At 71.9% G+C, this 24,089-nt stretch carries 24 protein-coding genes and 1 tRNA gene; 14 read left to right on the forward strand and 11 right to left on the reverse strand.

Going from position 1 to position 24,089, the window contains the following annotated elements; translation table 11 throughout:
- Positions 1–78: 78 nt before the first annotated feature.
- The 3 genes from A8711_RS10265 (at position 79) to topA (ending at position 4,297) form a co-directional block, all read left to right on the forward strand.
- Entirely contained in the window at positions 79–621 is a 543-nt protein-coding gene (locus A8711_RS10265) for a hypothetical protein (protein WP_069088060.1), read from the forward strand.
- Complete coding sequence (locus A8711_RS10270) at positions 612–1,220, forward strand: hypothetical protein (RefSeq protein WP_069088061.1); 609 nt, start codon at positions 612–614, stop codon at positions 1,218–1,220. Before A8711_RS10265 ends, A8711_RS10270 begins: the two co-directional genes overlap by 10 nt.
- Before the next feature lie 269 nt (positions 1,221–1,489).
- Positions 1,490–4,297 (forward strand): type I DNA topoisomerase, encoded by a 2,808-nt coding sequence (gene topA, locus A8711_RS10275; protein ID WP_069088062.1) that lies wholly within the window; start codon positions 1,490–1,492, stop codon positions 4,295–4,297.
- 46 nt (positions 4,298–4,343) lie between these two features.
- Here the strand turns inward: topA and A8711_RS10280 are convergent, their stop codons facing one another.
- Positions 4,344–5,264, reverse strand: a complete 921-nt coding sequence (locus tag A8711_RS10280; RefSeq protein WP_069088098.1) for a DUF559 domain-containing protein — start codon at positions 5,262–5,264, stop codon at positions 4,344–4,346.
- Between the two features lie 111 nt (positions 5,265–5,375).
- Positions 5,376–6,692 carry a D-arabinono-1,4-lactone oxidase gene (locus tag A8711_RS10285; RefSeq protein WP_069088063.1) on the reverse strand — a complete coding sequence of 439 codons (1,317 nt, stop codon included), beginning with the start codon at positions 6,690–6,692 and terminating at the stop codon, positions 5,376–5,378.
- A 219-nt stretch (positions 6,693–6,911) separates the two neighbouring features.
- Here A8711_RS10285 and A8711_RS10290 point away from each other — a divergent pair, with 219 nt between their 5' ends.
- Complete coding sequence (locus A8711_RS10290; protein WP_030503760.1) at positions 6,912–7,487, forward strand: TetR family transcriptional regulator; 576 nt, start codon at positions 6,912–6,914, stop codon at positions 7,485–7,487.
- Between the two features lie 65 nt (positions 7,488–7,552).
- Here A8711_RS10290 and A8711_RS10295 read toward each other — a convergent pair whose 3' ends face one another.
- On the reverse strand, positions 7,553–8,761 hold the full coding sequence (locus tag A8711_RS10295; RefSeq protein ID WP_069088064.1) for an amino acid deaminase/aldolase: 1,209 nt from the start codon (positions 8,759–8,761) through the stop codon (positions 7,553–7,555).
- A gap of 217 nt (positions 8,762–8,978) precedes the next feature.
- Between A8711_RS10295 and tmk the strand changes: the two genes are divergently transcribed.
- From tmk to A8711_RS10325, 6 genes are all read left to right on the forward strand, one after another.
- On the forward strand, positions 8,979–11,135 hold the full coding sequence (gene tmk, locus A8711_RS10300) for a dTMP kinase (protein WP_233514596.1): 2,157 nt from the start codon (positions 8,979–8,981) through the stop codon (positions 11,133–11,135).
- Complete coding sequence (locus A8711_RS10305) at positions 11,132–12,430, forward strand: DNA polymerase III subunit delta' (protein ID WP_064448456.1); 1,299 nt, start codon at positions 11,132–11,134, stop codon at positions 12,428–12,430. Before tmk ends, A8711_RS10305 begins: the two co-directional genes overlap by 4 nt.
- A gap of 135 nt (positions 12,431–12,565) precedes the next feature.
- Positions 12,566–12,895, forward strand: a complete 330-nt coding sequence (locus A8711_RS10310; RefSeq protein WP_013473591.1) for a YbaB/EbfC family nucleoid-associated protein — start codon at positions 12,566–12,568, stop codon at positions 12,893–12,895.
- 1 nt (position 12,896) lies between these two features.
- Positions 12,897–13,202, forward strand: a complete 306-nt coding sequence (locus A8711_RS10315) for a hypothetical protein (RefSeq protein WP_030503764.1) — start codon at positions 12,897–12,899, stop codon at positions 13,200–13,202.
- Positions 13,202–13,870 (forward strand): hypothetical protein, encoded by a 669-nt coding sequence (locus A8711_RS10320; protein ID WP_064448457.1) that lies wholly within the window; start codon positions 13,202–13,204, stop codon positions 13,868–13,870. The genes A8711_RS10315 and A8711_RS10320 overlap by 1 nt, the downstream gene beginning before the upstream one ends.
- A gap of 259 nt (positions 13,871–14,129) precedes the next feature.
- Entirely contained in the window at positions 14,130–14,972 is an 843-nt protein-coding gene (locus A8711_RS10325; RefSeq protein WP_043327224.1) for a regulatory iron-sulfur-containing complex subunit RicT, read from the forward strand.
- 30 nt (positions 14,973–15,002) lie between these two features.
- Here the strand turns inward: A8711_RS10325 and A8711_RS10330 are convergent, their stop codons facing one another.
- Positions 15,003–16,733, reverse strand: coding sequence for a metallophosphoesterase (locus A8711_RS10330; RefSeq protein WP_069088065.1), 1,731 nt, complete (start codon positions 16,731–16,733; stop codon positions 15,003–15,005).
- A gap of 133 nt (positions 16,734–16,866) precedes the next feature.
- Here A8711_RS10330 and A8711_RS10335 point away from each other — a divergent pair.
- Positions 16,867–16,940: transfer RNA gene (locus A8711_RS10335), tRNA-Thr, on the forward strand.
- 124 nt (positions 16,941–17,064) lie between these two features.
- On the forward strand, positions 17,065–17,385 hold the full coding sequence (locus tag A8711_RS10340) for a hypothetical protein (RefSeq protein WP_030503768.1): 321 nt from the start codon (positions 17,065–17,067) through the stop codon (positions 17,383–17,385).
- Positions 17,386–17,429: 44 nt separating this feature from the next.
- Here the strand turns inward: A8711_RS10340 and A8711_RS10345 are convergent, their stop codons facing one another.
- From A8711_RS10345 to A8711_RS10370, 6 genes are all read right to left on the reverse strand, one after another.
- Positions 17,430–18,212, reverse strand: a complete 783-nt coding sequence (locus A8711_RS10345) for a hypothetical protein (protein ID WP_069088066.1) — start codon at positions 18,210–18,212, stop codon at positions 17,430–17,432.
- A complete protein-coding gene (locus A8711_RS10350; protein ID WP_069088067.1) occupies positions 18,209–18,778 on the reverse strand; it encodes an RNA polymerase sigma factor in 570 nt (189 codons plus the stop codon). Before A8711_RS10350 ends, A8711_RS10345 begins: the two co-directional genes overlap by 4 nt.
- A gap of 35 nt (positions 18,779–18,813) precedes the next feature.
- Positions 18,814–19,929: an acyltransferase gene (locus A8711_RS10355; RefSeq protein ID WP_069088068.1), complete on the reverse strand. Its 1,116-nt coding sequence runs from the start codon at positions 19,927–19,929 to the stop codon at positions 18,814–18,816.
- Between the two features lie 117 nt (positions 19,930–20,046).
- Positions 20,047–20,451, reverse strand: a complete 405-nt coding sequence (locus tag A8711_RS10360; RefSeq protein ID WP_124778881.1) for a hypothetical protein — start codon at positions 20,449–20,451, stop codon at positions 20,047–20,049.
- A 341-nt stretch (positions 20,452–20,792) separates the two neighbouring features.
- Complete coding sequence (locus tag A8711_RS10365) at positions 20,793–21,542, reverse strand: hypothetical protein (RefSeq protein ID WP_255365607.1); 750 nt, start codon at positions 21,540–21,542, stop codon at positions 20,793–20,795.
- A 24-nt stretch (positions 21,543–21,566) separates the two neighbouring features.
- Positions 21,567–22,448: an NAD(P)-dependent oxidoreductase gene (locus A8711_RS10370; protein WP_069088071.1), complete on the reverse strand. Its 882-nt coding sequence runs from the start codon at positions 22,446–22,448 to the stop codon at positions 21,567–21,569.
- Between the two features lie 97 nt (positions 22,449–22,545).
- Between A8711_RS10370 and A8711_RS10375 the strand changes: the two genes are divergently transcribed.
- Positions 22,546–22,899 carry a helix-turn-helix domain-containing protein gene (locus A8711_RS10375; RefSeq protein WP_069088072.1) on the forward strand — a complete coding sequence of 118 codons (354 nt, stop codon included), beginning with the start codon at positions 22,546–22,548 and terminating at the stop codon, positions 22,897–22,899.
- Positions 22,896–23,225, forward strand: coding sequence for a hypothetical protein (locus A8711_RS10380; protein ID WP_069088073.1), 330 nt, complete (start codon positions 22,896–22,898; stop codon positions 23,223–23,225). Before A8711_RS10375 ends, A8711_RS10380 begins: the two co-directional genes overlap by 4 nt.
- Here the strand turns inward: A8711_RS10380 and A8711_RS10385 are convergent.
- Positions 23,222–24,046 (reverse strand): TrmH family RNA methyltransferase, encoded by an 825-nt coding sequence (locus tag A8711_RS10385; protein WP_069088074.1) that lies wholly within the window; start codon positions 24,044–24,046, stop codon positions 23,222–23,224. The genes A8711_RS10380 and A8711_RS10385 overlap by 4 nt on opposite strands.
- Positions 24,047–24,089: the final 43 nt, after the last annotated feature.

Raw genomic sequence — 24,089 nt, forward strand, 5'->3', positions numbered from 1 at the left:
GTCCCGGCCGGCCGGGAGCCCCGTGCCCGGCAAACCTGAGCGGTGGCGGTTCCGCCCGGAGGTCGTACGCTGCAACGCATGCGTACGCGCCGGGCGGCAACCGCCGGAAAGCTCACGGTGGTCCTGGCCACGCTGGTCCTCGTCGTCGCCGGGTGCGGCGGCGGCCCGAGCCCCCGGGTCTGGGCCGCGTCGGTGTGCCAGGCGCTCACCCCGTGGCGCGCGGAGATCTCCAAGCTGACCAGCAGCACCCAGCAGCAGATGACCGCGCAGACCACTCCGGCGCAGGCCAAGGAGAACCTGGTCCGGCTCTTCGCCGGCGCCGAGCAGGCCAGCGAGACGGCCCGGCGCAAGGTCGAGGAGGCGGGCGTGCCCGAGGCCGAGCGCGGCGCCGAGGTGTCCGCCGGGTTCCTGGGGTCGCTGAGCAAGATGCGCGACGCGTACGGCCGGGCCCGGTCCGCCATCGACGGGCTCGACACCGCCCAGGCCGGTCCGTTCTACGACGGCGTGCGCTCCGCCGTGGACACGCTCAACAAGGAGTACGACGCGAGCGCGCTGGACACCAGCAAGCTCAACTCGACCGAGCTGAAAGAGGCCTTCGACGAGGTCCCGGAGTGTCGCTGACCCCTCCCACCCCGAAACCGGCCCGCCAGCCCTCGCTGTTCTCCACCGAGGCGGCCGATCCCGCGCTGGCGGATCTCGCCGGCCTGCTCGCCGGGCCGGGTGAGGTGGGGCGGATGGGCGGCACGGCCCGGATCTCCGTGGTGGTGGACGCCGCCTGGCGGGTGCACGTGCTGGTGGCGGAGCTGGGCGCCCGGGGCGTGCCGGCGAGCTGGGAGCCGACCGAGGACGGGCGGCACCGGGTGCGCACCGCGTACACGAGCATGCTGGCGCCGCTCGCGCGGGCCTGGCTGCGCGGGGCGGTGAAGCGGCCACCGGCCCGATTCCACCTGGACGGGCGGCGGCTGCGGCTCTGGGCGGCCGCGGCCGGCACGGCCGAGCCGGCCGGGTTCCGGCTGCGGCTCGGACCGGCCGACGAGCCGTGCTGGCCGGTGGTGCGCGCCGCGCTGGCGGCGGTCGGCCTGCCGGCCGCGTTCGTGGAGCCGGACGAGGGCGGGCCCGCGTTCCGGATCGGCGGGCGGCGCATGTCGCGGCTGGCCGAGTTGGTGGGGGAACGGCCGGTCACGGCGCCGGCGGCGGAGTGGCCGGGCGCGCCCGGCTGACCGTCCGGTGTCCGAACCCGGACACCCGGCGACGGCTCCGCCGGGTGTACGCGATCGTCACAGTGACACGCCTGCCGCCCTACCCACGGTGTACCGTGACGCCGTCCGGCAGGGTGCGGCCGGCGGTCGCCGGGAGAGCGGCCCGTTTGCCGCCCACGAAACCCGGAACGCGGACGGCGCGTTACGTTGGACATCCGGACCGCCCGTGGTCCGGGTGGCGCAACACGGCCCGAAGCGGGCATGGCGTAGGAGTGAGGTCGGGGAGAGACGTGCCGAGCAACGCTGGAACCACCCGTCTGGTCATCGTCGAGTCTCCGGCGAAGGCCAAGACGATCTCGGGCTACCTCGGCCCGGGGTACGTCGTGGAGGCCAGCTTCGGCCACGTCCGGGACCTGCCCCGCAACGCCGCCGACGTCCCGGCGAAGTACAAGGGTGAGCCCTGGGCGCGTCTCGGCGTCGACGTCGACAACGGCTTCCACGCGCTCTACGTGGTGTCGCCCGACCGTAAGCAGCAGATCAGCAAGCTGGTGAAGCTGGCCAAGGAGGTCGACGAGATCTTCCTGGCGACGGATGAGGACCGCGAGGGCGAGGCCATCGCCTGGCACCTGGTGGAGACGCTCAAGCCCAAGGTGCCGGTCAAGCGGATGGTCTTCCACGAGATCACCAAGCCGGCCATCCAGGCCGCGGTGGCCAACCCCCGGGAGATCGACCGCGACCTGGTCGACGCCCAGGAGGCACGGCGCATCCTCGACCGCCTCTACGGGTACGAGGTATCGCCGGTGCTGTGGAAGAAGGTCATGCCGAAGCTGTCGGCGGGCCGGGTGCAGTCAGTGGCGACCCGGATCGTGGTCGAGCGGGAGCGCCAGCGGATGGCGTTCCGCACCGCCGAGTACTGGGACATCCTGGCCACGCTCGCGGTGGCGAAGCCGGGCGAGGGCCCGCGCACGTTCAACGCCACGCTGGTCGCGCTGAACGGTGACCGGATCGCCACCGGCAAGGACTTCGAGCCGACCACGGGTCGTGTTCGCGCCGGCGCGGGTGTCGTCCACCTCGACGAGGGCGGGGCCCGGGGGCTGGCCGCCCGCCTGGCCGACCGGCCGTTCACCGTCACCCGGGTCGAGGAGAAGCCCTACCGCCGCCGCCCGTACGCGCCGTTCATCACCTCCACGCTCCAGCAGGAGGCGGCCCGCAAGCTGCGGTTCTCGTCGCAGCAGACGATGCGCACCGCGCAGCGCCTGTACGAGAACGGCTACATCACCTACATGCGTACCGACTCGGTGAACCTGTCCGAGACCGCCATCGCGGCGGCCCGCCGACAGATCGTCGAGCTGTACGGCGAGCGCAGCGTGCCGCCGGAGCCGCGCCGCTACACCGGCAAGGTGAAGAACGCGCAGGAGGCGCACGAGGCGATCCGCCCCGCGGGCGACAACTTCCGCACCCCGGGCGAGGTGGCCAAGGAGCTGTCCGCCGAGGAGTACAAGCTCTACGAGCTGATCTGGCGGCGCACCATCGCCTCGCAGATGACCGACGCGGTCGGCTCCAGCGTGTCGGTGCGCATCCGTGCCGTCTCCTCCGCCCAGGAGGAGGCCGACTTCGGGGCGACCGGCAAGACCATCACCGACCCGGGCTTCCTGCGCGCGTACGTCGAGTCCAGCGACGACGAGAACGCCGAGGCCGAGGACGCCGAGCGGCGGCTGCCCACGCTGGTCAAGGATCAGCCGCTGACCGCCGACGAGCTGGCCGCGCAGGGCCACCACACCCAGCCGCCGTCGCGCTACACCGAGGCGTCGCTGGTGAAGGCCCTGGAGGAGCTGGGCATCGGCCGCCCCTCCACGTACGCGTCGATCATGCAGACGATCCAGGACCGTGGGTACGTGACCAAGCGCGGCCAGGCCATGATCCCCACGTTCCTGGCGTTCGCGGTGATCGGGCTGATGGAGCGGCACTACCCGCGCCTGATCGACTACGACTTCACGGCCAGCATGGAGAACGAGCTGGACGAGATCGCCGGTGGCGACCACGCCGCCGTCGACTTCCTCACCTCCTTCTACTTCGGCAGCACCAACGGCGCCGGCGACCAGGCCATCGCGCACGCCGGTGGCCTGAAGAAGCTGGTCACCGAGAACCTCAGCGAGATCGACGCGCGCAGCGTCAACTCGATCCCGCTGTTCACCGACGACGAGGGCCGCGAGGTCGTCGTCCGGGTCGGCCGGTACGGGCCGTACCTGCAGCGGGCGCTCCCCGGCTCGGTTTCGGGCACGGCCTCGGTTTCGGGCTCGGCCTCGGGTGAGGGCGAGGGCGAGGAGGGCGGCTCGCAGGGTGACCGGGCGCCGATCCCGGAGGGCCTCGCGCCGGACGAGCTGACCCCGGAGAAGGTGCACGAGCTGTTCCTCGGCGGCGGCGGTGAGCGCAAGCTCGGCGACGACCCGTCGACCGGCGAGCCGATCCTGCTCAAGTCCGGCCGGTTCGGCCCGTACGTGGCCAGCGGTGAGCGCAAGTCGTCGCTGCTGCGCTCGCAGTCGCCGGACAGCCTCACCCTGGAGCAGGCGTTGCAGCTGCTGCGCCTGCCCCGGCTGATCGGCGTGGCCCCGGACGGCACCGAGGTGTTCGCCAACAACGGCCGCTACGGCCCGTACGTCAAGCGCGGTGACGAGTTCCGCTCGCTGGACTCGGAAGACAAGATGTTCACCGTCACGCTGGACGAGGCGCTGGCGCTGCTGGCCGCCCCGAAGACGCGCCAGCGCCGGGCCGCCGCGCCACCGCTGCGGGAGATGGGCAACGACCCGCTCACCGAGAAGCCGCTGGTGATCAAGGACGGGCGCTTCGGGCCGTACGTCACGGACGGCGAGTTCAACGCGTCGCTGCGGCGCGGGCAGACGCCGGAGGAGCTGACGCTGGAGCAGGCGTCGGAGATGCTCGCCGAGAAGCGCGCGAAGGGCCCGGCGCCTAAGAAGAAGGCCGCGAAGAAGGCTGCCCCGGCCAAGAAGGCAACGGCGGCCAAGAAGACGACCGCGGCGAAGAAGGCCCCCGCGAAAAAGGCGGCCCCCAAGAAGGCGACCTCAACCCCGAACGAGTGATCTTGGTACGGAGTCGCCCCTGGAAGGGCGTTTCCGTACCAAGATCTCAGCCGGGCCAGCCTGCGGATCGCAGGGCGGCACGCAACTGGGTGATCACACGGGTGGGGTCGTTGCGGACGGCCCAGGCGGGGAAGCGGAGCACCCGGTCACCGGTGGACCAGACGTCGTTCTGCCGCTGCATGTCCGCCCAGGCGGTCCTCGGGTCGAAGTGCTGCCCGCCGTCGATCTCGACGTGCACACGCCACCGCTCGAACCAGACGTCGAGGTAGCGGCGCCGCCCGGTGGCGTCTCGCCGCACGACCTGGAGAGACGGTTCGGGTAGCCCGGCCCGCCGGACTAGATCGAGGAAGTCGAGTTCGGCGAGGGAGTGGGCGCCGCCCGCCGCGTCGGTGGCGGTCGTCAGGATCAGGCGGTGGCGACGCGCCCGGGGAAGCCGTTCCAGCACCCGGTGCAGGTCGTCGCCCCAGACCAGGCGTTGCTGGAAGCCCGCCGCGATGACGGCCCGTGCCTCCTCGTCGGTCGCTGCCCACTGCGCCGCGTCGACGAGCGAGCGGGCCGGCATGGTCCGGCGGGGCCGGCCGATCGCGAGCACGTCCTCCGGCGGTAGCACTGTGGTGCGGTGGACCCGTACGCCAGGTGGTATCGCCCGGGTCTGGTGCCGGGCCGGCAGCAGCAGATGGATGAGTCGGCTCTCGTAGCGCCTGAGCCCCCAGCACTGGGCTGCGGTGAGTCCGCCCAATGTCGCGGCCGGTCCAGCCGCCAGCACCGCGATCCAGCGCCGCTCATCCGGGCCGACGGGACCGTCGTGCGTGACGTAGACCCGGGGGTGCACCTGCCGCCAGCGCCCGCTGGCGATGCGGTGCCGGATCGTCTTCTCGGACAGGAACCGCCGAGCCTGCGCCGCACCCAGCACTCGCGCCTGACGGAAGAGCAACCAGCTCAGTTCCCCCGCGTCGTCCCCCGGCATCTCCACACCGGCAACCCCACCCGAACAGCACCCGTCACGCTGCCCCTGTGGACAACCGCCGAGATCTTGGTACGAAGACGCCCCTCGATGGGCGTCTTCGTACCAAGATCTTCAGGAGCCCAGGACCTGGGTCAAGTACGGGTTCTGGAAAAGGTTGTGGGGGTCCAGGCGGGTGCGGACGGATTGGAAGTCCGTGAATCTCGGGTAGGCGGTGGCCAGCGACTCCGCATCGCGCCAGTGCAGCTTGCCCCAGTGCGGGCGACCACCCAGCTCCGTCGCCACCTGCTCGAACGCGCGAAAATAAGGCTCGTACGGCATGCCCACGTACTGGTGCACGGCGATGTACGCGGAGTCCCGCCCGTACGAGTGGGACAGCCAGATGTCGTCGGCGGCGGTGAACCGCACCTCGACCGGGAACAGCACCTTGAACGGCAGCCGCTCCACGATCCGGCGCAGCTCGGTGAGCGCCGTCGGCAGCGTCTCGCGCGGCAGGCCGTACTCCATCTCCACGAAGCGGACCCGGCGTGGTGTGCAGAAGACCTGGTCGGAACGGCCGGTGTAGGTGCGTTCGGTGAGCGCGCGGGCGGAGACGGCACTGATCGTGGGGGCGAGGGCGGGTACGGCGCGGCCGAGGCGGCAGGCGCCGGCGAAGACGGTGTTGGAGAGGAACTCGTCGTCGAGCCAGCCGCGCCAGCCGGGCAGCGGCTGGTCGTCGGCGGGTACCCGGTCGTTGGTCTTGACCTGCACCCGGTCGGTGTACGGGAACCAGTAGAACTCGGCGTGGTCGTGCGCCTCGTACAGGCCGGGTAGGTCGCCGAGCACCTCGGCGAGCGGGGCGGGGCGTTCGTGCGCGCGCAGCACGAAGGCGTCGACGCAGCGCAGCGTGACCTCGACCAGTACGCCGACCGCGCCGAGCCCGACCCGGGCGGCGTCGAAGACGTCGCGGTTCTCCTCGGCCGAGCAGCGCAGCACCTCGCCGGTGCCGGTGACGAGCGTCAGCCCAGCCACGAAGGTGGACAGGCAGCCCAGTTTCGCCCCGGTGCCGTGGGTGCCGGTGGAGAGCGCGCCGGCGATGGTCTGGGCGTCGATGTCGCCGAGATTCGGCATCGCCAGGCCGTGCCCGGCGAGCAGTTCGTTGAGCGTGTGCAACGTCATTCCAGCCGGTACGGTGACCAGGCGGCGCGCCACATCGACGGTGACGTCTGTCTCCAGTTCGGCGAGGTCGATGCGGTGCCCGTCGGCCACAGCCGTGGCGGTGAAGGAGTGGCCGCTGCCGGTGGCCCGGACGGTCCGGCCCGCCGCGGCGGCCTGACGGACCGCCTCGACGACGTCGGAGACGCTACGCGGGCGCACGGTGAGGAGCGCGGAGCTGTGCTGGTTGCCGGCCCAGTTGGACCAGGTGGCGGTGGTACCGGTCATCGCGGCCACTCCTCGACATGAATATGAACTGAATTCATATCAGGAACGTTGTGCCTGGTAAATACCGCAATCGAGCCCGGCTCGTTGTACCGGTAGTCACAGACTCGTGACGTGCAGATATGTTCATCCGTCGAAGGGGGGTGGCGCCGAGTGTCCACACCAGCCGCCACGACCGGGCCGCTGCGTCGGGTACCGGTGCAGGGTCGAAGTGTCGCGCGGGTCCAGCGGATGCTGGACGCCTGCGCCGAGCTCGTCGACGAGGTGGGGTACGAAGGGCTGACCACGACCCTGCTCGCCGAGCGCGCCGAGGTGGCGATCGGGTCGGTGTACCAGTTCTTTCCGGACAAGCGGGCCATCGTGCAGGCGCTGACGCTGCGGACCATGGAGTCCTACCTCCAGCGGCTCGACGAGCGGTTCGCGTCGGACGATCTGACGCACTGGTGGGACGGCGTCGACGCGGCGATCGACGAGTACATCTCGATGCACCGCACCGTCCCCGGTTTCCGTACCCTGCACTTCGGCGACGTGGTCGACCTGCATCTGCTGGACGACCAGCGGGACAACAACGGGGTCATCGCGGAGCAGCTCGCCCGCGTGCTCACCGAGCGTTTCGGCCTGGCCGGGGTGCCCGACCTGCGGTTCCACCTGGAGGTCGCGGTCGAGGCGGCCGACGCCCTGATCAAGCTGGCCTTCCGCCGCCGCACCGACGGCGACGAGCGGGTGCTGGTCGAGGCGAAGGCCCTCATCCGGGAGTACCTGCACCGGCAGGTCAACGCTCCCACGGAGGCCGTGTCCCAGGGCTGAGCGGCACGCCGAGCGGCGGGTTCCCGGGTGCGCCGGGGCCCCGCCGTCGTCACGCCGGCGGCGGGTCAGAGGAAGGCGTGGCCCTCGCCCCGGTAGGTGGGCACCGTCGCGACCACCGCGTCCCCGTCGACCAGGTGCACCTCGTTGACGTGCTCGCACATCTCGCCGGCCTTGGCGTGGCGGAACCACACCCGGTCACCGACCCGCAGGCCGTCCGCGGCGTCCCCGGCGAGCGGCGTCTGCACCTCACCGGCGCCCTCCGCGCCGAGCAGCTTCAGGCCGTCCGGCAGCCAGGGCCGGGGCAGCCGACTGCTCGCCGCCTGGCCGGAGGCGATCCAGCCGCCGCCGAGCACCGTCGCCAGCCCGGGCGCCGGGCGGCGGACCACTGCGCAGGCGAAGAACGCCGCCGGGGTCGGCCGCCAGGCACGGTACGCGTCGAACAGCGTCGGCCCGTACAGGCCGGAGCCCGCGGTGACCTCGGTGACCGCGGGGTCGGCGCTGGTGGCGGCCACGCTGCCGGTGCCGCCGCCGTTGACGAACTCCAGGTCGGCGTGTTCGCGTACCGCGGCGACCGCGTCCGAGCGGCGGGCCAGCAGTTCCCGGTACGACCCGCGCTGCGCGACCCGGATCGCCGAGCCGAGCACCGCCTGCCCGGGTGGCGCGTCGCCCAGACCGGCGATCTGCGCCTCGTACGACATCAGGCCGACCAGCCGGAAGCCCGGCCGGGCGGCGACGGCGGCGGCGAGCGCGCCGGCCGCCGTGGCGCTGTGCACCGGGGAGCGGCGCACGCCGACGTGCACCCGGCCCCGCAGCGGCCGCCAGGAGGCGTCCAGGTCGAGGCAGACCCGCAGCGCGGGGCGGCGCGCGGGCGGGCAGACCTCGTCGATCAGGTCGAGCTGGGCGGGGTCGTCGACCATCAGCGTCACCGCGTCGGCGAGCGCCGGGTCGGCGGCCAGTTCGGCGAGGCCGGCCCGGTGCGCCGTCGGGTACGCCACCAGCACGTCGTCGCTGACGCCGGAGCGGGCGAGCCAGACCGCCTCGGGCAGGGTGAAGGCCATCACGCCCTGCCAGCCGGGGCGGCCGAGCACGCGGGTGAGCAGCTCGCGGACCCGTACCGACTTGCTCGCCACGCGCAGCGGCTTGCCGTCGGCCCGGCCGGTCAGCGCGCCGGCGTTGGCGTCGAACGCGGAGAGGTCGACCACCGCGTACGGCGGGTCGAGGTGAGCGGTCGCCCGGTCGAGACGCTCGCGAAGTTTGTCACGGTCGATGGCCACGTCTGCACRCTAACTGTCTGGGCGAGAATGCGAAATACCCTCGCGTCTGTCCGGGCTGCGGGCGGTGGTCCCGGCGGCCTAGGCTCAGCGAGCAGGTGAATGTCGCGCAGGCCTGCTCCTCCCGCGCGACTAGAGTGTTCCACCGGGGATGCCCAGACCTGGGCCGGCACGTGGAGGTACGGCCATCGAAAGCCAGAACAACGGCGAGTCGCCCGGCGTGTCGTCGCCCGGGACAGCCGCCGACCACTCCGGCGTCGCCGCCATCCGCTCGGTGCTGCGCATCCGGCCGTTCCGCAGGCTGTGGATCGTACTCAGCGCCGCCTCCTTCGGCGACTGGCTCGGTCTGCTCGCCACCGCGCTGTTCGCCGCCTCCCAGGTCTCCGGCAGCACCGCCCAGGGCGCCGCGTTCGGCGGTGTGACAGCGATCCGGCTGCTCCCGGCGCTGGTGCTCGGCCCGGTGGCGGGCGTGTTCGCCGACCGGTTCGACCGCCGGTGGACGATGGTCATCTGCGACCTGCTGCGCTTCGTGCTGTTCGCCTCGATCCCGCTCTACGCGCTGACCGGGGCCGCCGGCGGGCTGGTGGTCGGCTGGGCGCTGATCGCCACGTTCCTGATCGAGTCGATCACGCTGATGTGGATCCCGGCCAAGGAAGCGGCGGTCCCCAACCTCATCCCGCGTACCCGGCTGGAAGCGGCGAACCAGCTCACGCTGATCACCACGTACGGCCTCACGCCGGTTGCGGCGGCCATCGCGCTGGCCGTGCTGGACCGCGGCGTCCGCGGCGCGGTCGGCGGCGACCTGCCGAACTGGGCCGAGCCGGCCCAGCTCGCGCTCTGGTTCAACGCGTTCTCCCGGCTGGCCACCGCGCTCGTGGTGGCGTTCGGGATCAAGGAGATCAGCCACGCCCAGCGCGGCGAGGCCGAGCGCTCCGAGCAGAGCATGTTCCGGCAGTTCTCCGAGGGCTGGAAGTACATCGGCCAGACCCCGCTCGTCCGCGGCCTGGTGCTGGGCATCTTCGGCGCGTTCGCCGGCGGCGGCATCGTGGTCGGCACGGCCAAGTTCTTCGCCAACTCGCTCGGCGCCGGTGACGCCGCGTTCTCGCTGCTCTTCGGCGCGATCTTCGTCGGCCTGGCGCTCGGCATCGGCCTCGGTCCGATGATCGTGCGGGACATGTCCCGCCGCCGCTGGTTCGGCATGAGCATCGTGCTCGCCAGCGCCTCGGTGCTGGTGCTCGCGTTCGCCATCCACCTGTCGATGGCCATCCTCGGCGCGATCCTGGTCGGCGCGGGCGCCGGCATGGCGTTCCTGGCCGGCACCACGCTGCTCGGCGGCGAGGTCGCCGACGAGGTACGCGGGCGCGTCTTCGCGGTGGTGCAGATCGGCACCCGGCTGGTGCTGATCCTCGCCATCGCGCTCAGCAGCCTCCTGGTCGGCGTCGGCGGCTCCCGCCAGCTCACCATCGCCGACCTGGGCATCTCCATCTCCTCGACGCGCCTGCTGCTGCTCGCCGCCGGCGCGGCCGGCATCATCGCCGGCATCAGCGCGTTCGGCCAGATGGACGACAAGAAGGGCGTGCCGGTCCTCGCCGACCTGTGGGGCTCGATCCGGGGCCGCCCGCTGATGCCGGCCGAGCCGTTCGTCTCCAGCGGTCTCTTCGTGGTCTTCGAGGGCGGCGAGGGCGCCGGCAAGTCCACCCAGCTCGCCGTGCTCGCCGAGCGCCTGCGCGCGCAGGGGCGGGACGTGGTGGTCACCCGCGAGCCGGGCGCCACACCGGTCGGTGAGCGGATCCGCTCGCTGGTGCTTGACACCGGCACGGACGAGGCGCCGTCGCCGCGCGCCGAGGCGCTGCTCTACGCCGCCGACCGGGCGCACCACGTCGCGACTGTCGTCCGCCCGGCGCTCGTGCGCGGCGCGGTGGTGATCAGCGACAGGTACGTCGACTCGTCACTGGCCTACCAGGGCGCCGGCCGGACGCTGCCGGTGGACGAGGTCTCCTGGCTCTCGTCCTGGGCCACCGGCGGCCTCAAGCCCGACCTGGTGGTGCTGCTCGACGTCGAGCCGCGTACCGGCCTGAGCCGGGTGGAGACGCGCAACGAGGGGGCCGACCGGCTGGAGGCCGAGTCGCTGACGTTCCACGAGCGCGTCCGGTACGCCTTCCTCGACCTGGCCGCCGGTGACCCGAAGCGTTACCTCGTGCTCGACGCGTCCCGGCCGGTGGACGAGATCGCCGACGCGGTGGCCCGCCGGGTGGGTGAGCTCCTCGCCGACCCGGGCGGGATCGTGCACCCGCGTCCGGCGCAGGGCCCGGACACCTCGGTCCAGCCTGAGTTATCCGACGCGGAGCTGGTGACGATGGAGCAACCCCGAAGATGACCGACGTCTTCGGCGATCTGGTCGGGCAGGACGAGGCGGTGGACACGCTGCGGCGGGCCGCCGCCTCGGCCGCCGCGCTGCTGCGCGCCGCCGTGCCCGTCGCGGCCGGCGCGCCGGCGGGCGGGTACGACGACCTCGACGCGCTCGCCGAGGAGCTCGACGGCACCGACGCCGACCCGCCTCCGGCACCCGCCGCTGAAGCCGATCCCGGCGCCGGTATGACCCACGCCTGGATCTTCACCGGGCCGCCCGGATCCGGCCGGTCGGTGGCCGCCCGCGCGTTCGCCGCCGCCCTGCAGTGCGTGCACGGCACCGGATGCGGCAGCTGCCCCGGCTGCCACACCACGCTCACCGGCACGCACGCCGACGTGCGCCTCGTCGTTCCGGACGGGCTCTCCATCGGTGTCGGCGAGATGCGCGCGCTGGTGCTCAGGGCGGCGAGCACGCCGTCCGGCGGCCGGTGGCAGGTAGTGATCATCGAGGACGCCGACCGGCTCACCGAGGCCGCCGGCAACGCGCTGCTCAAGGCGATCGAGGAGCCGCCGCCGCGTACCGTCTTCCTGCTCTGCGCCCCGTCCACCCACCCCGACGACATCTCCGTGACCATCCGGTCGCGCTGCCGCGTCGTACCGTTGCGCCAGCCGCCGCCGGCCGCGGTGGCCGAGGTGCTGGTCCGCCGGGACGGCATCGCGCCGGACGTGGCCGAGTGGGCCGCGGCGGCCGCGCAGGGGCACGTGGGCCGGGCTCGGCGGCTGGCCCGCGACCCGGAGGCCCGGCAGCGGCGCGACGCGGTGCTGGCCGTGCCGCGCCGGCTGACCGGCGTGGGCGCGGCGTTCGACGCCGCCTCGGCGCTGATCGAGGCCGCCGAGGCGGAGGCCGCCGCCTCGGTCGTCGAGATCGACGAGGCGGAGCGTACGGCGTTGCAGACCGCGCTCGGTGCGGGCGGCACCGGCCGGGGCGCGGCCGGCGCCATGCGCGGCGCGGCCGGCCAGCTCAAGGATCTGGAGAAGCGGCAGAAGTCGCGGGCCACCCGTGCCCAGCGGGACGCGCTCGACCGGGCGCTGGTCGACCTGGCCGGGTTCTACCGCGATGCGCTCACCATGGCGTTGCGGGCGCCGGTCGCCCCGGTGCACACCGACACCGCGGCGCTGGCCGGCGCGGGCGCGCAGAAGTGGGACGCCGAGGGCTCGCTGCGCCGCCTGGAGGCGGTGCTGGAGTGCCGGGCGGCGATCGAGGCGAACGTCAAGCCGCGAATCGCGGTGGAGGCGATGATGCTCGCCCTCTGGCGCGGCTGACCCACGCCCGCTCCACGCTGTCCACAGGGCATCGACACGCGCGATTGGCGTGCGGTACGGTCCCCGGTGATGCCGCCGTGATCGAGGCGGCACGCTCAGTGATGTTGGGGCCGACCGGCCGGGAGGAGTCCGCCGATGCCGCGGGGCGAGATCGACGAGGCCTGGATCGAGGAGGCGGTGCGGCGCTACCGCCGCATCGAGAACCTGCAGGCCGAGTTCGACCAGGCGGTGGCCACTGTCGAGGTCACCGTCCGCTCGCCCGACGGCCTTGTCGAGGTGGTGGTGACAGCCGGTGGGCGCATCACCGACGTGCGTTTCCTCGGGCCGCTGCACCACCGCAGCCCACGTGACGTGGCCGGGTCGGTGCAGGCGGCGGTCACCGCCGCCGCCGACGCGGCGCAGTGGGCGCGGGAGAAGCTGCACAACGAGACGTTCGCGGCCTACCGGCCGCTGGCGGGAGCCTGACATGGAGACGCTGCGCGCCCTGGCCGCCCGCCTCGACGAGGCCGGCGCGACCCTCGCCACGCTGGCCCGCACGGTCACCGCCACCGACCCGCCGCACCCCGCGTTCGGCGCGCACGCCGCCGGCCGGCCCGGTGAGGTGGGCCGCGCGCTGCACCGGCAGTGGACCGCCGCCACCGCCGACCGAGCGCGCGAGGCACAGGCTGCCGCCGTCCGGCTGGCCGCCGCCGCGGCGGCGCTGCGCAGCGCCGCCGACCGCTATGCCGCCGCCGACGACGGCGTGGCCCGGCGGCTGGCCCGGGAGGCCTGATGGACGCGCTCGACCGCCTCGCGGAGCCGGGGCTCGACCTGCTCGCCCGCGTCGACACGCTGCTCGCCGCCGGCGCACCCGAGGGCCACCGCCTCTGGCCGCTGCTGCGCCGCATGCAGGTGCTCCCCGGCGCGGCCGTGCGCGAGTTCCTCGACCTGCACCCCGCGCCGCTGACCGACGCCGGCCACGCCGTGCGCCGGCTCGTCCGGGGGTACGACGACACCTGCGCCCTGCTCGGCGACCAGGTCGCCTGGTCCGGCGCCGCCGCGTCGGCGTACGACGAGGCGCGCGCAACACTGCTCCGGCACCTGGACGAGGGGCCGGAGAGCCTGGTCGGGCGGCTGGAGTCGACGGCGAGTTACGCGGACGCGCTGGCCGGCTGGGTGGAGGGCAGCCGGGTCGCGCTGGCCCGCGCGCTGGCCGAGGTGCTGGGTTCGTCCGAAGCGGTCGCCGTGCACGCGGCGACCCGGCCCGGCGTCCACGCCGGACCGGCCGGGGCGTCGGCCGCGGCCGAGATCGCCACCCGGATCCTGGGCGTGCTCGGAGTCGCCTACGACGGCGCCGAGACGCTGCTGCGTCAGTGGGGGCCGAGCCTCGCGGAGACGGTCTGGCGGGATCGGCCGGCGGTCGCGCCGCACTACGGCGGCACCACCCGAATCGGCTACTGACGGTCCACGGCGCCGCGCGCCGGACCGGCCGTGGCCGGGCAACGGCGGCGACGCCGTGGACTTCCCCTGCACCCCCCGCAGGTATGTCTTCACTCAACGCTGTCGGCAGACGCTTGTCCCGGCGGCGGGCGAGGTTTCAGCCGTCCGGGCGAGGCGAAGGGGCGATTCGGCCGGGTCGACGGAGCCGATCGCCGCTGTCGGTGACCGTACGGCGACCGGCCGCCGTACGGCGGGCCCCGATCCGCGTAGGGTGGGGCGCATGGGCATGCTCTGCGCGGTCAGTTTCAACCGGTACGGGCGCCTCTACTACCTCGACCCGGGCGAGCTGCGCCCGCAGGTGGGCGACCGGGTGCTGGTGCCCACCGACGAGGGACCCGAGGTGGCCGAGTGCGTCTGGGCGGCCCAGTGGGTCACCGAGGACACCGACGGATTCCCGAAACTCGCCGGGCTCGCCGAGGACGACGATCTGCGCCGCGACGAGATGCTGCGCCGGCGCAAGGCCGAGGCGAAGGTGGCCGCCAAGCGGCTGATCCGCGAACACGGCCTGCCGATGAAGGTGGTAGCCGTCGACCACGTCCTGGCCACGCCGGAGAACGGCAGCGACCGCACCACCATCTACTTCACCGCGCCGCACCGGGTCGACTTCCGTTCCCTGGTCCGGGACCTGGGCGCCACCCTGCACTGCCGGGTCGAGCTGCGGCAGCTGTCCGCCCGCGACTCGGCACGGGTGCAGGGCGGCATCGGCTCCTGCGGGCGTGACCTGTGCTGCGCCACGTTCCTGACCGACTTCGAGCCGGTGACCATCCGGATGGCGAAGGACCAGGACCTGCCGCTCAACCCGCTGCGCATCTCCGGCGCGTGCGGGCGGCTGATGTGCTGCCTGAAGTACGAGCACCCGCTGTACCAGAAGTTCCAGGAGACGGCCCCCGCGGTCGGCAGCCGGGTGTCCACGCCGCAGGGTGAGGGCAAGGTGGTCGGCCACAGCGTCCCGCGCGACGCGGTGACGGTCCGCCTGGACGCCGACGGCTCCCGCTCGATGTGCTCCCGCGCGTCGGTCTGCGGCCCCAGACAGGCCCACGACCAGCACTACCCCCAGCCCTGACCCTCCCGCCCCTTCGGCGGCGATCAGGGGTCAGCGGATGACGATCGGGGGTTCGGCCAGGCGGGGGGTCAGCGGGGTCTTCGGGGTCAGCCAGGAGGCGGTGGGGGACTGGTCGGGGTTGAGCTGCCAGTCGTGGGACACCTTGTCCACGGCGATCGGGTAGATCGTCAACGTGCCGTCCGGGTCGATCCGGAACCGCAGGAACGCCTTCGAGTCCTCGATGCCCTGGGCGGCGAACAACTCGTTCAGGTTGACCCCGAACGCGCCGGCCACCAGCAGGTACAGCGCGACGAGCTGGCTGGCGACCAGACCGCTCACCGGCCCGTAGAGCACCGCTGCGGCGACCGCCGGCAGCGGCCACGGCCAGTCGTAGAACGGCAGCTGCAACCAGACCCACGTGCCGCCGGCGGCGAGAGCTATCTGGGCCAGTCCGTGCGCCACCCCGAGGATCCAGTGGCGGGCGTGCCGCTTCCCGCCCGCCGTCGGCGGCTTGGCGAAGAACACCGCGCCCATCATCGCCACCACCAGCATGATCGCCAGCGGCACGCTGAACAGCCGCTGCTCGGTGGTGCCCACCCGCTGCACCGCCACGCCGGCCATGGCCAGCATCAGCAGCGTGTGCAGGGTGCCGAGCAGCGTGGTGAAGCCCGGGTTGCGGAACGGCAGCCGGGCGAAGATGCCCCAGCCGTACCGGCGGGAGCGGGCCTTGTCCGGGTAGCGCGCGGCCAGGTCGTACTCCCGGGTGTTGCTGGCCCGCCGGGTCAGCGTGTCACGCGGCGGGACCTCCAGCTTCTCCGGCAGCCGGTGCGTGGGGTAGAGGTAGGCGCCGCCACCGCCGCACGTGACGAGCTGCCGGTCCGCCCCGGCGTAACGGGCGTAGTGGTGCAGGTCGCCGGAGACCAGCACCCGCACCTGCGCGCCGGTCGGCGCGACGAGGGTACGGATGAAGTAGTCGATCGAGTCGTACGCGTTGGGGTGGTCCACGGCCTTGACCCACGTCGGCGCCGGCACCGCCAGGATCACCTTGGATTCCGGGGTGAGCTTGCGGGCCACCTCGTCGAAGTAGGTGAGCTGCGGGTCGTCCAGGTACGACCCGGACTGGTCGTCGAGGCCGAGCAGCCACCAGCCGGCCGGCAGCTCGACCGCGAAGTACGAGCGGGACTGGCCGGTGCCCCAGCCGCCGAAGTGCCGGTCCCGGGTGCGCACGAACAGCCGCAGGAACGCGGTCAGCCCGTCGTACCAGTCGTGGTTGCCCGGCACCGCGAACAGCGTCGGCTTCTCCGGCGGAGCGACCGGCAGCGCGGACTGGTACGGGCCCTTGCAGCGGTCCTCGTACGCCTCGTAGCCCGCCGCCGGGTAGACCTGGTCACCACCCATCACCAGCGTCTGCGCCCGCGGAAGCCGGTGCCCGTCCACCGTCAGCTCCGGCTGGGCGAGCAGGTACGCCACCGAGTACGTGGCGTCGAAGCCGTCACCCAGGTCGGCCACGTAGTCGAGCCAGAGCCCGCCGTCCGGCCCGACCTGCCGGAACGTGCCGTCGCCGAACGCGTTCTGCAGCTCGCGCTTGTCCAGGTACGCCCCGAACAGCATCGCCAGCAGCGTACGCAGGCCGGTGCTGATCAACAGCAGCGGCGCGAGCCAGGGCACCGGCCGGCGCGGGGTGAAGCCCAACTCCTGCGGGTCGATCTTGCGGGGGCGGCGGGTGGCGCGCTCGCCGGGATGCGCCTCGGGGGCCGCTGGCCGCGGCGGTTCGTCGGTCACCCGCCGCAGGGTAGTCGGGACGCGGCGCGAAGTCTCTCCCGTGACGGGGCGGATGTGGCTCGGTGTCCGGGTTCGGAGGCGGGGGGATCCGGTTCGGCTTCGGCCGGGGAGTGCCGTACACTTTACGATCGTTGCCGCCTTAGCTCAGTCGGCTAGAGCGACGCACTCGTAATGCGTAGGTCGACGGTTCGATTCCGTCAGGCGGCTCGGTACAGAATCCCAGGTCATCGGCCTGGGATTCGCCGTTTCCGGGGCGGACAACAGCGCCCTTCGACGGAGATGGGCTTCCGGAAGAGGAGTGGTTGGCGGCAGCGCGGCCTACGCTGCCGGAATGAAGGTGGGCAGGGTCTGGCGGGTGCACCACCGCAGCGAGTTGGTCGGTGAGGTCGATGAGCGGGAGCTCGACTTCCCCTGGATCCGCGGCCGCTTTCGGCCAGAGCCTGCTTTCCGACCACTGCGACCGATTTTCGCGGCATGGATCGAGGCCGTGAACTCCGGGGATGTTGAGGCATTGCGCCAGGCGCACGAGGCCATCTATCCGGCCGTGACGATGACTGACCCGACCGGGCGCGAGGTGCCATGGTTCATCTTGGTCATCGAAGGGGACGAGGCGCGCTTCCGGTGGCGTGATGAGCCCGTCACTGATCGGTAGCAAACCGGCCAGCACGTGGGCGGGCGGGGCCTGCCGAGCCACCCTCAGTCCAGCTTCGGTTGTTCGTACAGTTCGCGGGCGGACAGGATCACCGCGCTGCCGTCTGCGAGGCGGACGGTCAGTGTGGTGGTGTTGCTGCTCGACTCATCGAGGCCTTCGGGGTACCAGGCGCCGAAGTAACCGTCGCGAACGGTTGCCCGCGCCGTCCGTGACGAATCGCCATCCTCGGTCCGCAAGTTGATCTCCACGCTCGTCACCTGTGAGCCGACGTGTCCCGCCATGATCCGGACGTAGCCTTCGTCGGTGCGTAGCTGACCCCACGAGTACAGCTCGACACCCCCGGCGCCGAGCCGCTCGGTGCTGGTCAGCACGGTCAGGATGCTGGTATTCGTCACGTCCCCGTTGCGATCGCGGAAGCATGTCTGGCTTCCAGCCGGCGACACGGCGTTCACGTATGCGTACTCGCCGCGTTTTTCACCGATGACCACCCTTGCGACGCTCGCGTCCTGGGCAGGCAGGCATTTGCCGGCGATGTCGCGTGCCTCGGTATCCGAGATCGGACTCGGCTCGGGCGTCCACGACGCAAACGCGGGACCAGCGTTGAGAAATGTCAGGGTGAAGGCGACAGCGGCGGCGAGCGCTCCGGCCGCGCCGGCGATCGCCAGGCGAGGCCGACGGTGCGGTGTGCGCGCTGGTGCCGGGCGCGGTCGCCGATCAGTGGCGACGATCCGCTCGAGCAATTCTCGCGCGGGTTCCTGCGCGACGCGTGCGGGCACCGGGACGGCGGCAGAGCGGATTGTCCGGGCGAGGACGTCGTCGTGGGTCATGCGGAGCCTCCGCGTCGTGAAGGGCCGGCCGGTGCAGGGACGCTTGTGGGTTCGCTGATCGGCCGCTGACCAAGATGCTGACGCAGGCGGCGACGGGCGCGCAGCAGGCGCAAACTGAACGCGGGCCGGGAAATGCCCAGTACGTGTGCTGCCTGCGGCCCGGTGAGGTCTTCGATCGCGGTCAGCGTCAGCACTTCCTGATCGGCCGATGACAGGCGCTGCCAAGCCTTCACCAGGTCGACGCGGGTAGCCGCGAGGTCGGCCTCGGCGCTGCTCGGAGCATCGGGTTCCTGGAGGACGCGAAGCGCGAGGCTCTGCTGCCGCTGGTCGCTGCGCTGCCGATTGTGCAGAACGTTGCGGGCGACGGTGAACAGCCAGGCGCGGGCCTCGCCGAGTGACTTCGGTACTTCGTCCAAGCGGCGCCACGCTATCAAGAACGTCTCGGCGACCACGTCTTCGGCAACGGCGAGGTGTGCACGGCGTTCGACGAAGAGCAGCAAATCGTCGTACGCGGCCTCGAACAGCTCGCGGAAGGCGGAATCGGCCTCCGCGGTCGTCGGATCCACACCCTTCCTCGTGTTCGGCGCGTGGCGTCTGGTGCTCATAGTCGTCGCCGGTCCAATACGAAGCCGCGGATCAAGGGTGCGAGTGGGCGCTCGACGAAGCGATGGACAAGCCAGGCTGCCGCCAGCAGCCCAAGCACGGTGCCGCCGATCAGTATCGACGCGGGAAGGTTGGTTTCCTCGTACACGTTGCGGATCACGCTGTATCCAATGCGCGGGTGCAAGAGGTAGAAGGGGTAGCTGATGGCACCCGCAATGGCCAGCCAGCGCATTCTCACCCGGTCGGTGTAGCCGAGCGCGATGACGAGCATCAGAAGGTACACCCCGGTGAGCAGTACCGGTGCCGGCCAGACGGGCACCTCGAAGCCGGGCTTCAACTCCAGGGTCCGCCCGTACACGCGCTGCAGGCTGACCAGCCACGTGGCGAGTAGCAGCACCCACAGCCATGGATCGGATCGGTTGCGGCGAAGCAGGAACAGGGTGATTCCGGCGATGAAGTACGGCGCGAAGTCGGACATCACGACCTCGTCCAGGGCGGCGCCCCGGAAGACGGGCATGACCACGGTGACGGCCAGCCACACGGCAGCGAATATTTTTACTCCCCGCTCGGTCGGCTTGGCCGCAAGAATGCACGCCGCGATCAGATAGAACCGGAGCTCGATCCAGAGGGTCCAGTACACGGTGTCGACAAGCGGCGTGTTGAGGGGCTCCGCCAACATGGTCAGGTTGACCAGCACGCCCCACCCGTCCGGCAGAGGTGGGAAAGGCAGCCCGCCGCTGATCGGCAGCACTGCCGATACGGCTGTCGTGGTCAGCACGCACACCCAGAACGCCGGATAGAGTCGCGCGACGCGGGAGGCAGCGAACTCGCGAACGGTACGTCCCCAGCCGCTCATGAGGATCACAAATCCGCTGATCAGAAAGAACGTCTCGACTCCGAGGAAGCCATAGATCAGCACCGGTGCCGCGTCCGGCAGGAAGTATGCCGGCGGGCGCACGCCGTCCAACCTCCATGAGTCGCCGAAGTGGTATCCGGCCACCGCAAGAGCACAGATCAGCCGCAACCCGTCCAGCACGTACAACCGGGGCGCCCGCCCGGGAGGGCTGCTGACGGGCGGCGGCGTCGGCGCGCGGTCGAGCACCGCGGTCGTCATACTCTGCTCCTGTCCTGGATACACGACTGCATCCAGGACAGACATGTGCAGCACCGCGTCAAGTGCTACAGGTGATCACCGTCACGGGTGGTTCGACCGGATCTGGCGCCTCTGGCCTCAGCCGATGCGCAGCAGCAACACCTGGTCGTCGCGGAGTTCGGAGATGCTGTCGCGCAACAGCCTCAGCCCATCCAAACCGGCCGTGCCGCTCTCCTCGAAGTCCAGCCCCATTTCCTCGAAGTGGGCGGCCAACTCCGCCTCGCGGTGCCCGGCGGGGTCGAGCTGATCCAGGAACCGCTTGTGTGCGGGAGTGATTAGCACGGTCAGGTCGTGCACCTTGTTGATGGCCGCCGACTCGGCATCGAACTCCGACTGCTCCAGGTCTACGTCGCGCTCCTCCAGATAGCTCAAGACGTGCAGCATGCAGTACCCGGACCAGTCGTACTCCTCCCGCGGCTCGCGTCCGTGTTCGGCGAGGTAGGAGCCGAATGACGACGACGATGTGCGGGCGAGGTGGGCCAACTCGGGGATGCTTCTCCTGGGAACCAGGGTCAGTGACGCGACAGCAGACAACGCACCCTCCGTCGTACGGACTCTGCCGGGCAGGCTACGGGGAGGGAGCGACAACGTGTCAGCGGATCGTTGGGGCGGCCGATGGCTCTACAGCCATCCGTGCAGCCAAGAAAGCCGCAGGCGCTGACGGCACCCGACCCATGTCGTAACCGCCTGTTACGGTGCGCCGCAGTTGGCCGGTCAGAGCAACCCCACGCAGACCCACGAGCCCGAGGTGAGCGGCCCGCATCCAATCCGCATCCCGCGTTGCGACCGCCTCGCCCAGCCGGTTGGCGACGGCGTCCAGGTCGTCACCGAACAGAGCCACGTACACGTCCAGGTGATGGTGCGGGGGAGCCGGACAAGACGGCGGCAGCGGCCCAGGCCAGCAGCAAGCCCATGGTCAGGCCGGGCGGCAGGTACCAGAACGTGAGGAAGCCGGCTGGTGGCGTCAACGGCAGTGCCGCGACGAGCGCCCATGCGACGCGGCGCGGCAGCACGCCGCGACGCAGCCCCTGCAGCCCGCACCAGACGGTGCCCACCAGCGCCGTCAACAGGGCCACGAGGTCGAACAACCACCCGTACCCGGGGGTGCTGTATTCCAGGCCGATAGCGATGCCTGCGGTGAGGAGCCCGTACCTCGTGAGGCGGCGGGGCATCGCGGTGGCGTGGCCGGTGACCGTCCAGACGAGCGGCAGCGCCAGCAGCACGGACACGAAGAAGGGCCCGCGCCAGATCCACGCCGGCTCCCCACCGTCGAACAACGGCAGGTTCTCGGCCATCCATCGCGACGGAGCGGGTAGGGAGCTGACGGCGCGGCCGCCGCCGACCTCCCACTGCGTGGCCATCGCGGCGCCGAGCACCGCCGCGATCACCGGCGCGAGAACCGCCAGGACGCGCCGCCAGCGGGCGACCGGCACCTTGCCCTCGCCGCCGGTCGGGCCGGCGCGATCGGGTACGCGCTGCGGATGCTTCTGTCGCATCGCACGATCGTCATTGCGTCGCTGGGAATTCTCATCAGGGGAACAGCCGAGATCGCCATCGGCGTATCGGCTGTCCACGTGGGTTGTCTCGGTCCGCGGCGGTCAGCGCACCAGCAGGTCGATGACGCCCGTCAGGTCCTCCTCGCCGCTGCCCTCGGCCAGGCGGCGGCGCATCAGCTCGAAGTAGGGGCTGAGCAGTTCCGGGCTGACGCCCTGCTCTGCCGCGGTGCGCAGGAACGTCGGTGTGCCGGCCACCTGCATGGCGAGATTGGAGACGACGCCCTTCGTGTAGTCGCCGCTGCGCAGCTGGTCGGCGGTCTGGTGAACGGTCGGGGCCATCGCGACGAGCCAGTCGGCGAGCAGCGGGGCCAGCGACGCGGGGTCGATGTCCTCCCGGCGGATCAGGGCGAAAGCGTGCGCTGCCCCGGCGAACATGCCGTACATGGCGCTGAGCAGCGCGATGTCGTGCAGGGCGGCGAAGCCCGCGTCCCGGCCGACGTAGGTGGTGCCGGCCGGGACGGCGAGCGTCTCCCGGTGCCGTTCGAACAGTTCGCGGGAGCCGCTGTAGAAGACGTAGCCGCCGGCGTCCGGCACGCCGATCATCGGAGGGACGGCCATGATTCCGCCGTCGAGGTAGCGGGCGCCGCGCTCGCGGGCCCAGTCGGCTCGGGCGCGGGCCTGGGCGGGCGTACCCGTGGTCAGGTTGACCAGATCCCTGCCGGCCAGGTCGGCGCCGGCCAGCACCTCCTCGACCGAGGCGTCGTCCAGCAGGCAGACGACGACAAGGGTGTTCGCGGCGACGGTCTCGGCGGCGCTGTTCGCGACCGTCGCTCCCTCGGCGGAGATCGCCGCGGCGCGGGCCGGGGTGCGGTTCCAGACGGTGAGCGGGTGGCCGGCGGCGAGCCAGGCGCGGGCCAGCGCGGCGCCCATCGCGCCGAGGCCCAGCAGCGTGACGGGCGTCTTCTCCACAGTCTCGTGTGCCATGCCGATCAGGCTTGTCGCAGGCCCGCAGGTGAACAAGTACGCACTTCGGAGTAGGTGGTTACTCTGAGGTGAGCGAGCAGGTCGGAAGGGCGGGCGTATGACGACGTTGAACCGGCCGGGCGCACCGGACGGCCATGTCTGCGGGATCGACGCCGCGATGGAGGTGATCGGGGGCAAGTGGAAGGTGCTGATCCTCTGGGCACTCCACGAGCACCCGTACCGCCGCTTCGGCGAGTTGCGCCGGCTGCTGCCGGGGATCACCGAGAAGGTGCTGGCCGCCCACCTGCGCGAGATGGAGGCGGACGGCGTCGTGCGCCGCGTCTCCTACGACGAGGTACCGCCCCGCGTCGAGTACTCGCTGACCGAGGACGGCGTACGCCTCAACGATGCGCTCGAACCGCTGGCCGCGTGGGGACGCGAGCGGCAGGACATGGGAGGCTCCCGTCCGTGACCGACGACGAGTCGACAGTCGTGCAGCTCTACTGCCGTTTCGAGATCAGGGTCGACGACCCGGAGGCGGTGTTCGAGGCCGCCGAACGGGAGTTGCGGAGCGCCGACGTCGACTGGCCGGGCGAGCAGGAGACCCTGGACGAGGCGGTCGCCGAGCTGCGGAGCGATCTGGCGCAGTCGGTCGCCGGCCTGGTCGACCCGGACCGGGTGTTTGCTGGTGTGCCCGGCCTGGAGGTACGCCGGGGGCGGTGGTGGGCCGAGGTCGGGCCGCCGTCCGAGCGGTTCCAGCCCGGCTTCGGCGCGCCGGAGGAGGACGCCGGCCGCTAGCGCTGCTTCGCGCGCTGGCGGGCGGCCTCGTACAGCGCCACCGTCCCGGCCGCCGCCGCGTTCAGCGAACTGGCCGCCCCGACGATCGGAATGCGTACGATCCGGTCGGCCGCCTCCTGCCAGCCCTTGCTGAGTCCGTGCGTCTCGTTGCCGACGAGCAGGAGAGTGGGCCCGGTCAGGTCGTGCTCCGCTACGTCCACGTCGCCGTGTTCGTCCGTACCGATGATCTGGATCTGTGGTCCCGCCTTCCGCACCGCGGCGACCCAGTCGAGGACGGCGTGGTGGCTGGGGACGCGCACGGCCGGTACGGCGAACAGCGACCCGGTGCTGGCCCGTACCGCCTTCGGGTCGTACGGGTCGGCGGCGTGACCGGTGACCACCACGCCGGACGCGCCGAAGGCGTCGGCGGACCGGATCAGCGTGCCGATGTTGCCCGGGGTCTTGGGGCGGTCGAAGACCACCACGAGCATGTCGGGCCCGACCGGGATGCGGGCCAGGTCGTCATCGGGCTGCGCCACCACGGCCAGCAGTTCGGGGGACTCCTCCTCCTTGCCGCTGAGTTCCCGCATCAGCTCGGGCGCGAGGGCCACCCGCCGGGCGTCGGTGCGGTCGAGCAGTTCCCGGCACCAGCGGGACAACTGTTGCCGGTCCGGGTACAGCAGCGCCCGGATCTCCCAGCCCTGTTCCAGGGCGACGGTGATCGGGCGTACCCCCTGGACCAGGAACTCCCCGGCACGCTGGCGCTTGTTGCGGTTGGTCAGCAGCGCCTGCCACTGCTGGAAGCTCGCGTTCCGGGTGGTGATCGTCAAGGTCTTCGCCACGCAGCCGATTCAACCCCATCCGGTGCCGGTCCCGGGGTTGCGG

Origin of the sequence: Micromonospora sp. II (assembly GCF_001709195.1) — a bacterium.
Taxonomy (GTDB): Bacteria; Actinomycetota; Actinomycetes; order Mycobacteriales; family Micromonosporaceae; genus Micromonospora; species Micromonospora chalcea.

Coding starts and splice junctions, on each gene's coding strand:
- A8711_RS10370 (WP_069088071.1), bottom strand. CDS start 22,448: ATGGCACACGAGACTGTGGAGAAGACGCCCGTCACGCTGCTGGGCCTC.
- A8711_RS10315 (WP_030503764.1), top strand. CDS start 12,897: ATGGAGACGCTGCGCGCCCTGGCCGCCCGCCTCGACGAGGCCGGCGCG.
- A8711_RS10280 (WP_069088098.1), bottom strand. CDS start 5,264: ATGCCGGGGGACGACGCGGGGGAACTGAGCTGGTTGCTCTTCCGTCAG.
- A8711_RS10340 (WP_030503768.1), top strand. CDS start 17,065: ATGAAGGTGGGCAGGGTCTGGCGGGTGCACCACCGCAGCGAGTTGGTC.
- A8711_RS10305 (WP_064448456.1), top strand. CDS start 11,132: ATGACCGACGTCTTCGGCGATCTGGTCGGGCAGGACGAGGCGGTGGAC.
- A8711_RS10345 (WP_069088066.1), bottom strand. CDS start 18,212: ATGACCCACGACGACGTCCTCGCCCGGACAATCCGCTCTGCCGCCGTC.
- A8711_RS10310 (WP_013473591.1), top strand. CDS start 12,566: ATGCCGCGGGGCGAGATCGACGAGGCCTGGATCGAGGAGGCGGTGCGG.
- A8711_RS10355 (WP_069088068.1), bottom strand. CDS start 19,929: ATGACGACCGCGGTGCTCGACCGCGCGCCGACGCCGCCGCCCGTCAGC.
- A8711_RS10325 (WP_043327224.1), top strand. CDS start 14,130: ATGGGCATGCTCTGCGCGGTCAGTTTCAACCGGTACGGGCGCCTCTAC.
- A8711_RS10290 (WP_030503760.1), top strand. CDS start 6,912: ATGCTGGACGCCTGCGCCGAGCTCGTCGACGAGGTGGGGTACGAAGGG.
- A8711_RS10320 (WP_064448457.1), top strand. CDS start 13,202: ATGGACGCGCTCGACCGCCTCGCGGAGCCGGGGCTCGACCTGCTCGCC.
- A8711_RS10375 (WP_069088072.1), top strand. CDS start 22,546: ATGACGACGTTGAACCGGCCGGGCGCACCGGACGGCCATGTCTGCGGG.
- A8711_RS10265 (WP_069088060.1), top strand. CDS start 79: ATGCGTACGCGCCGGGCGGCAACCGCCGGAAAGCTCACGGTGGTCCTG.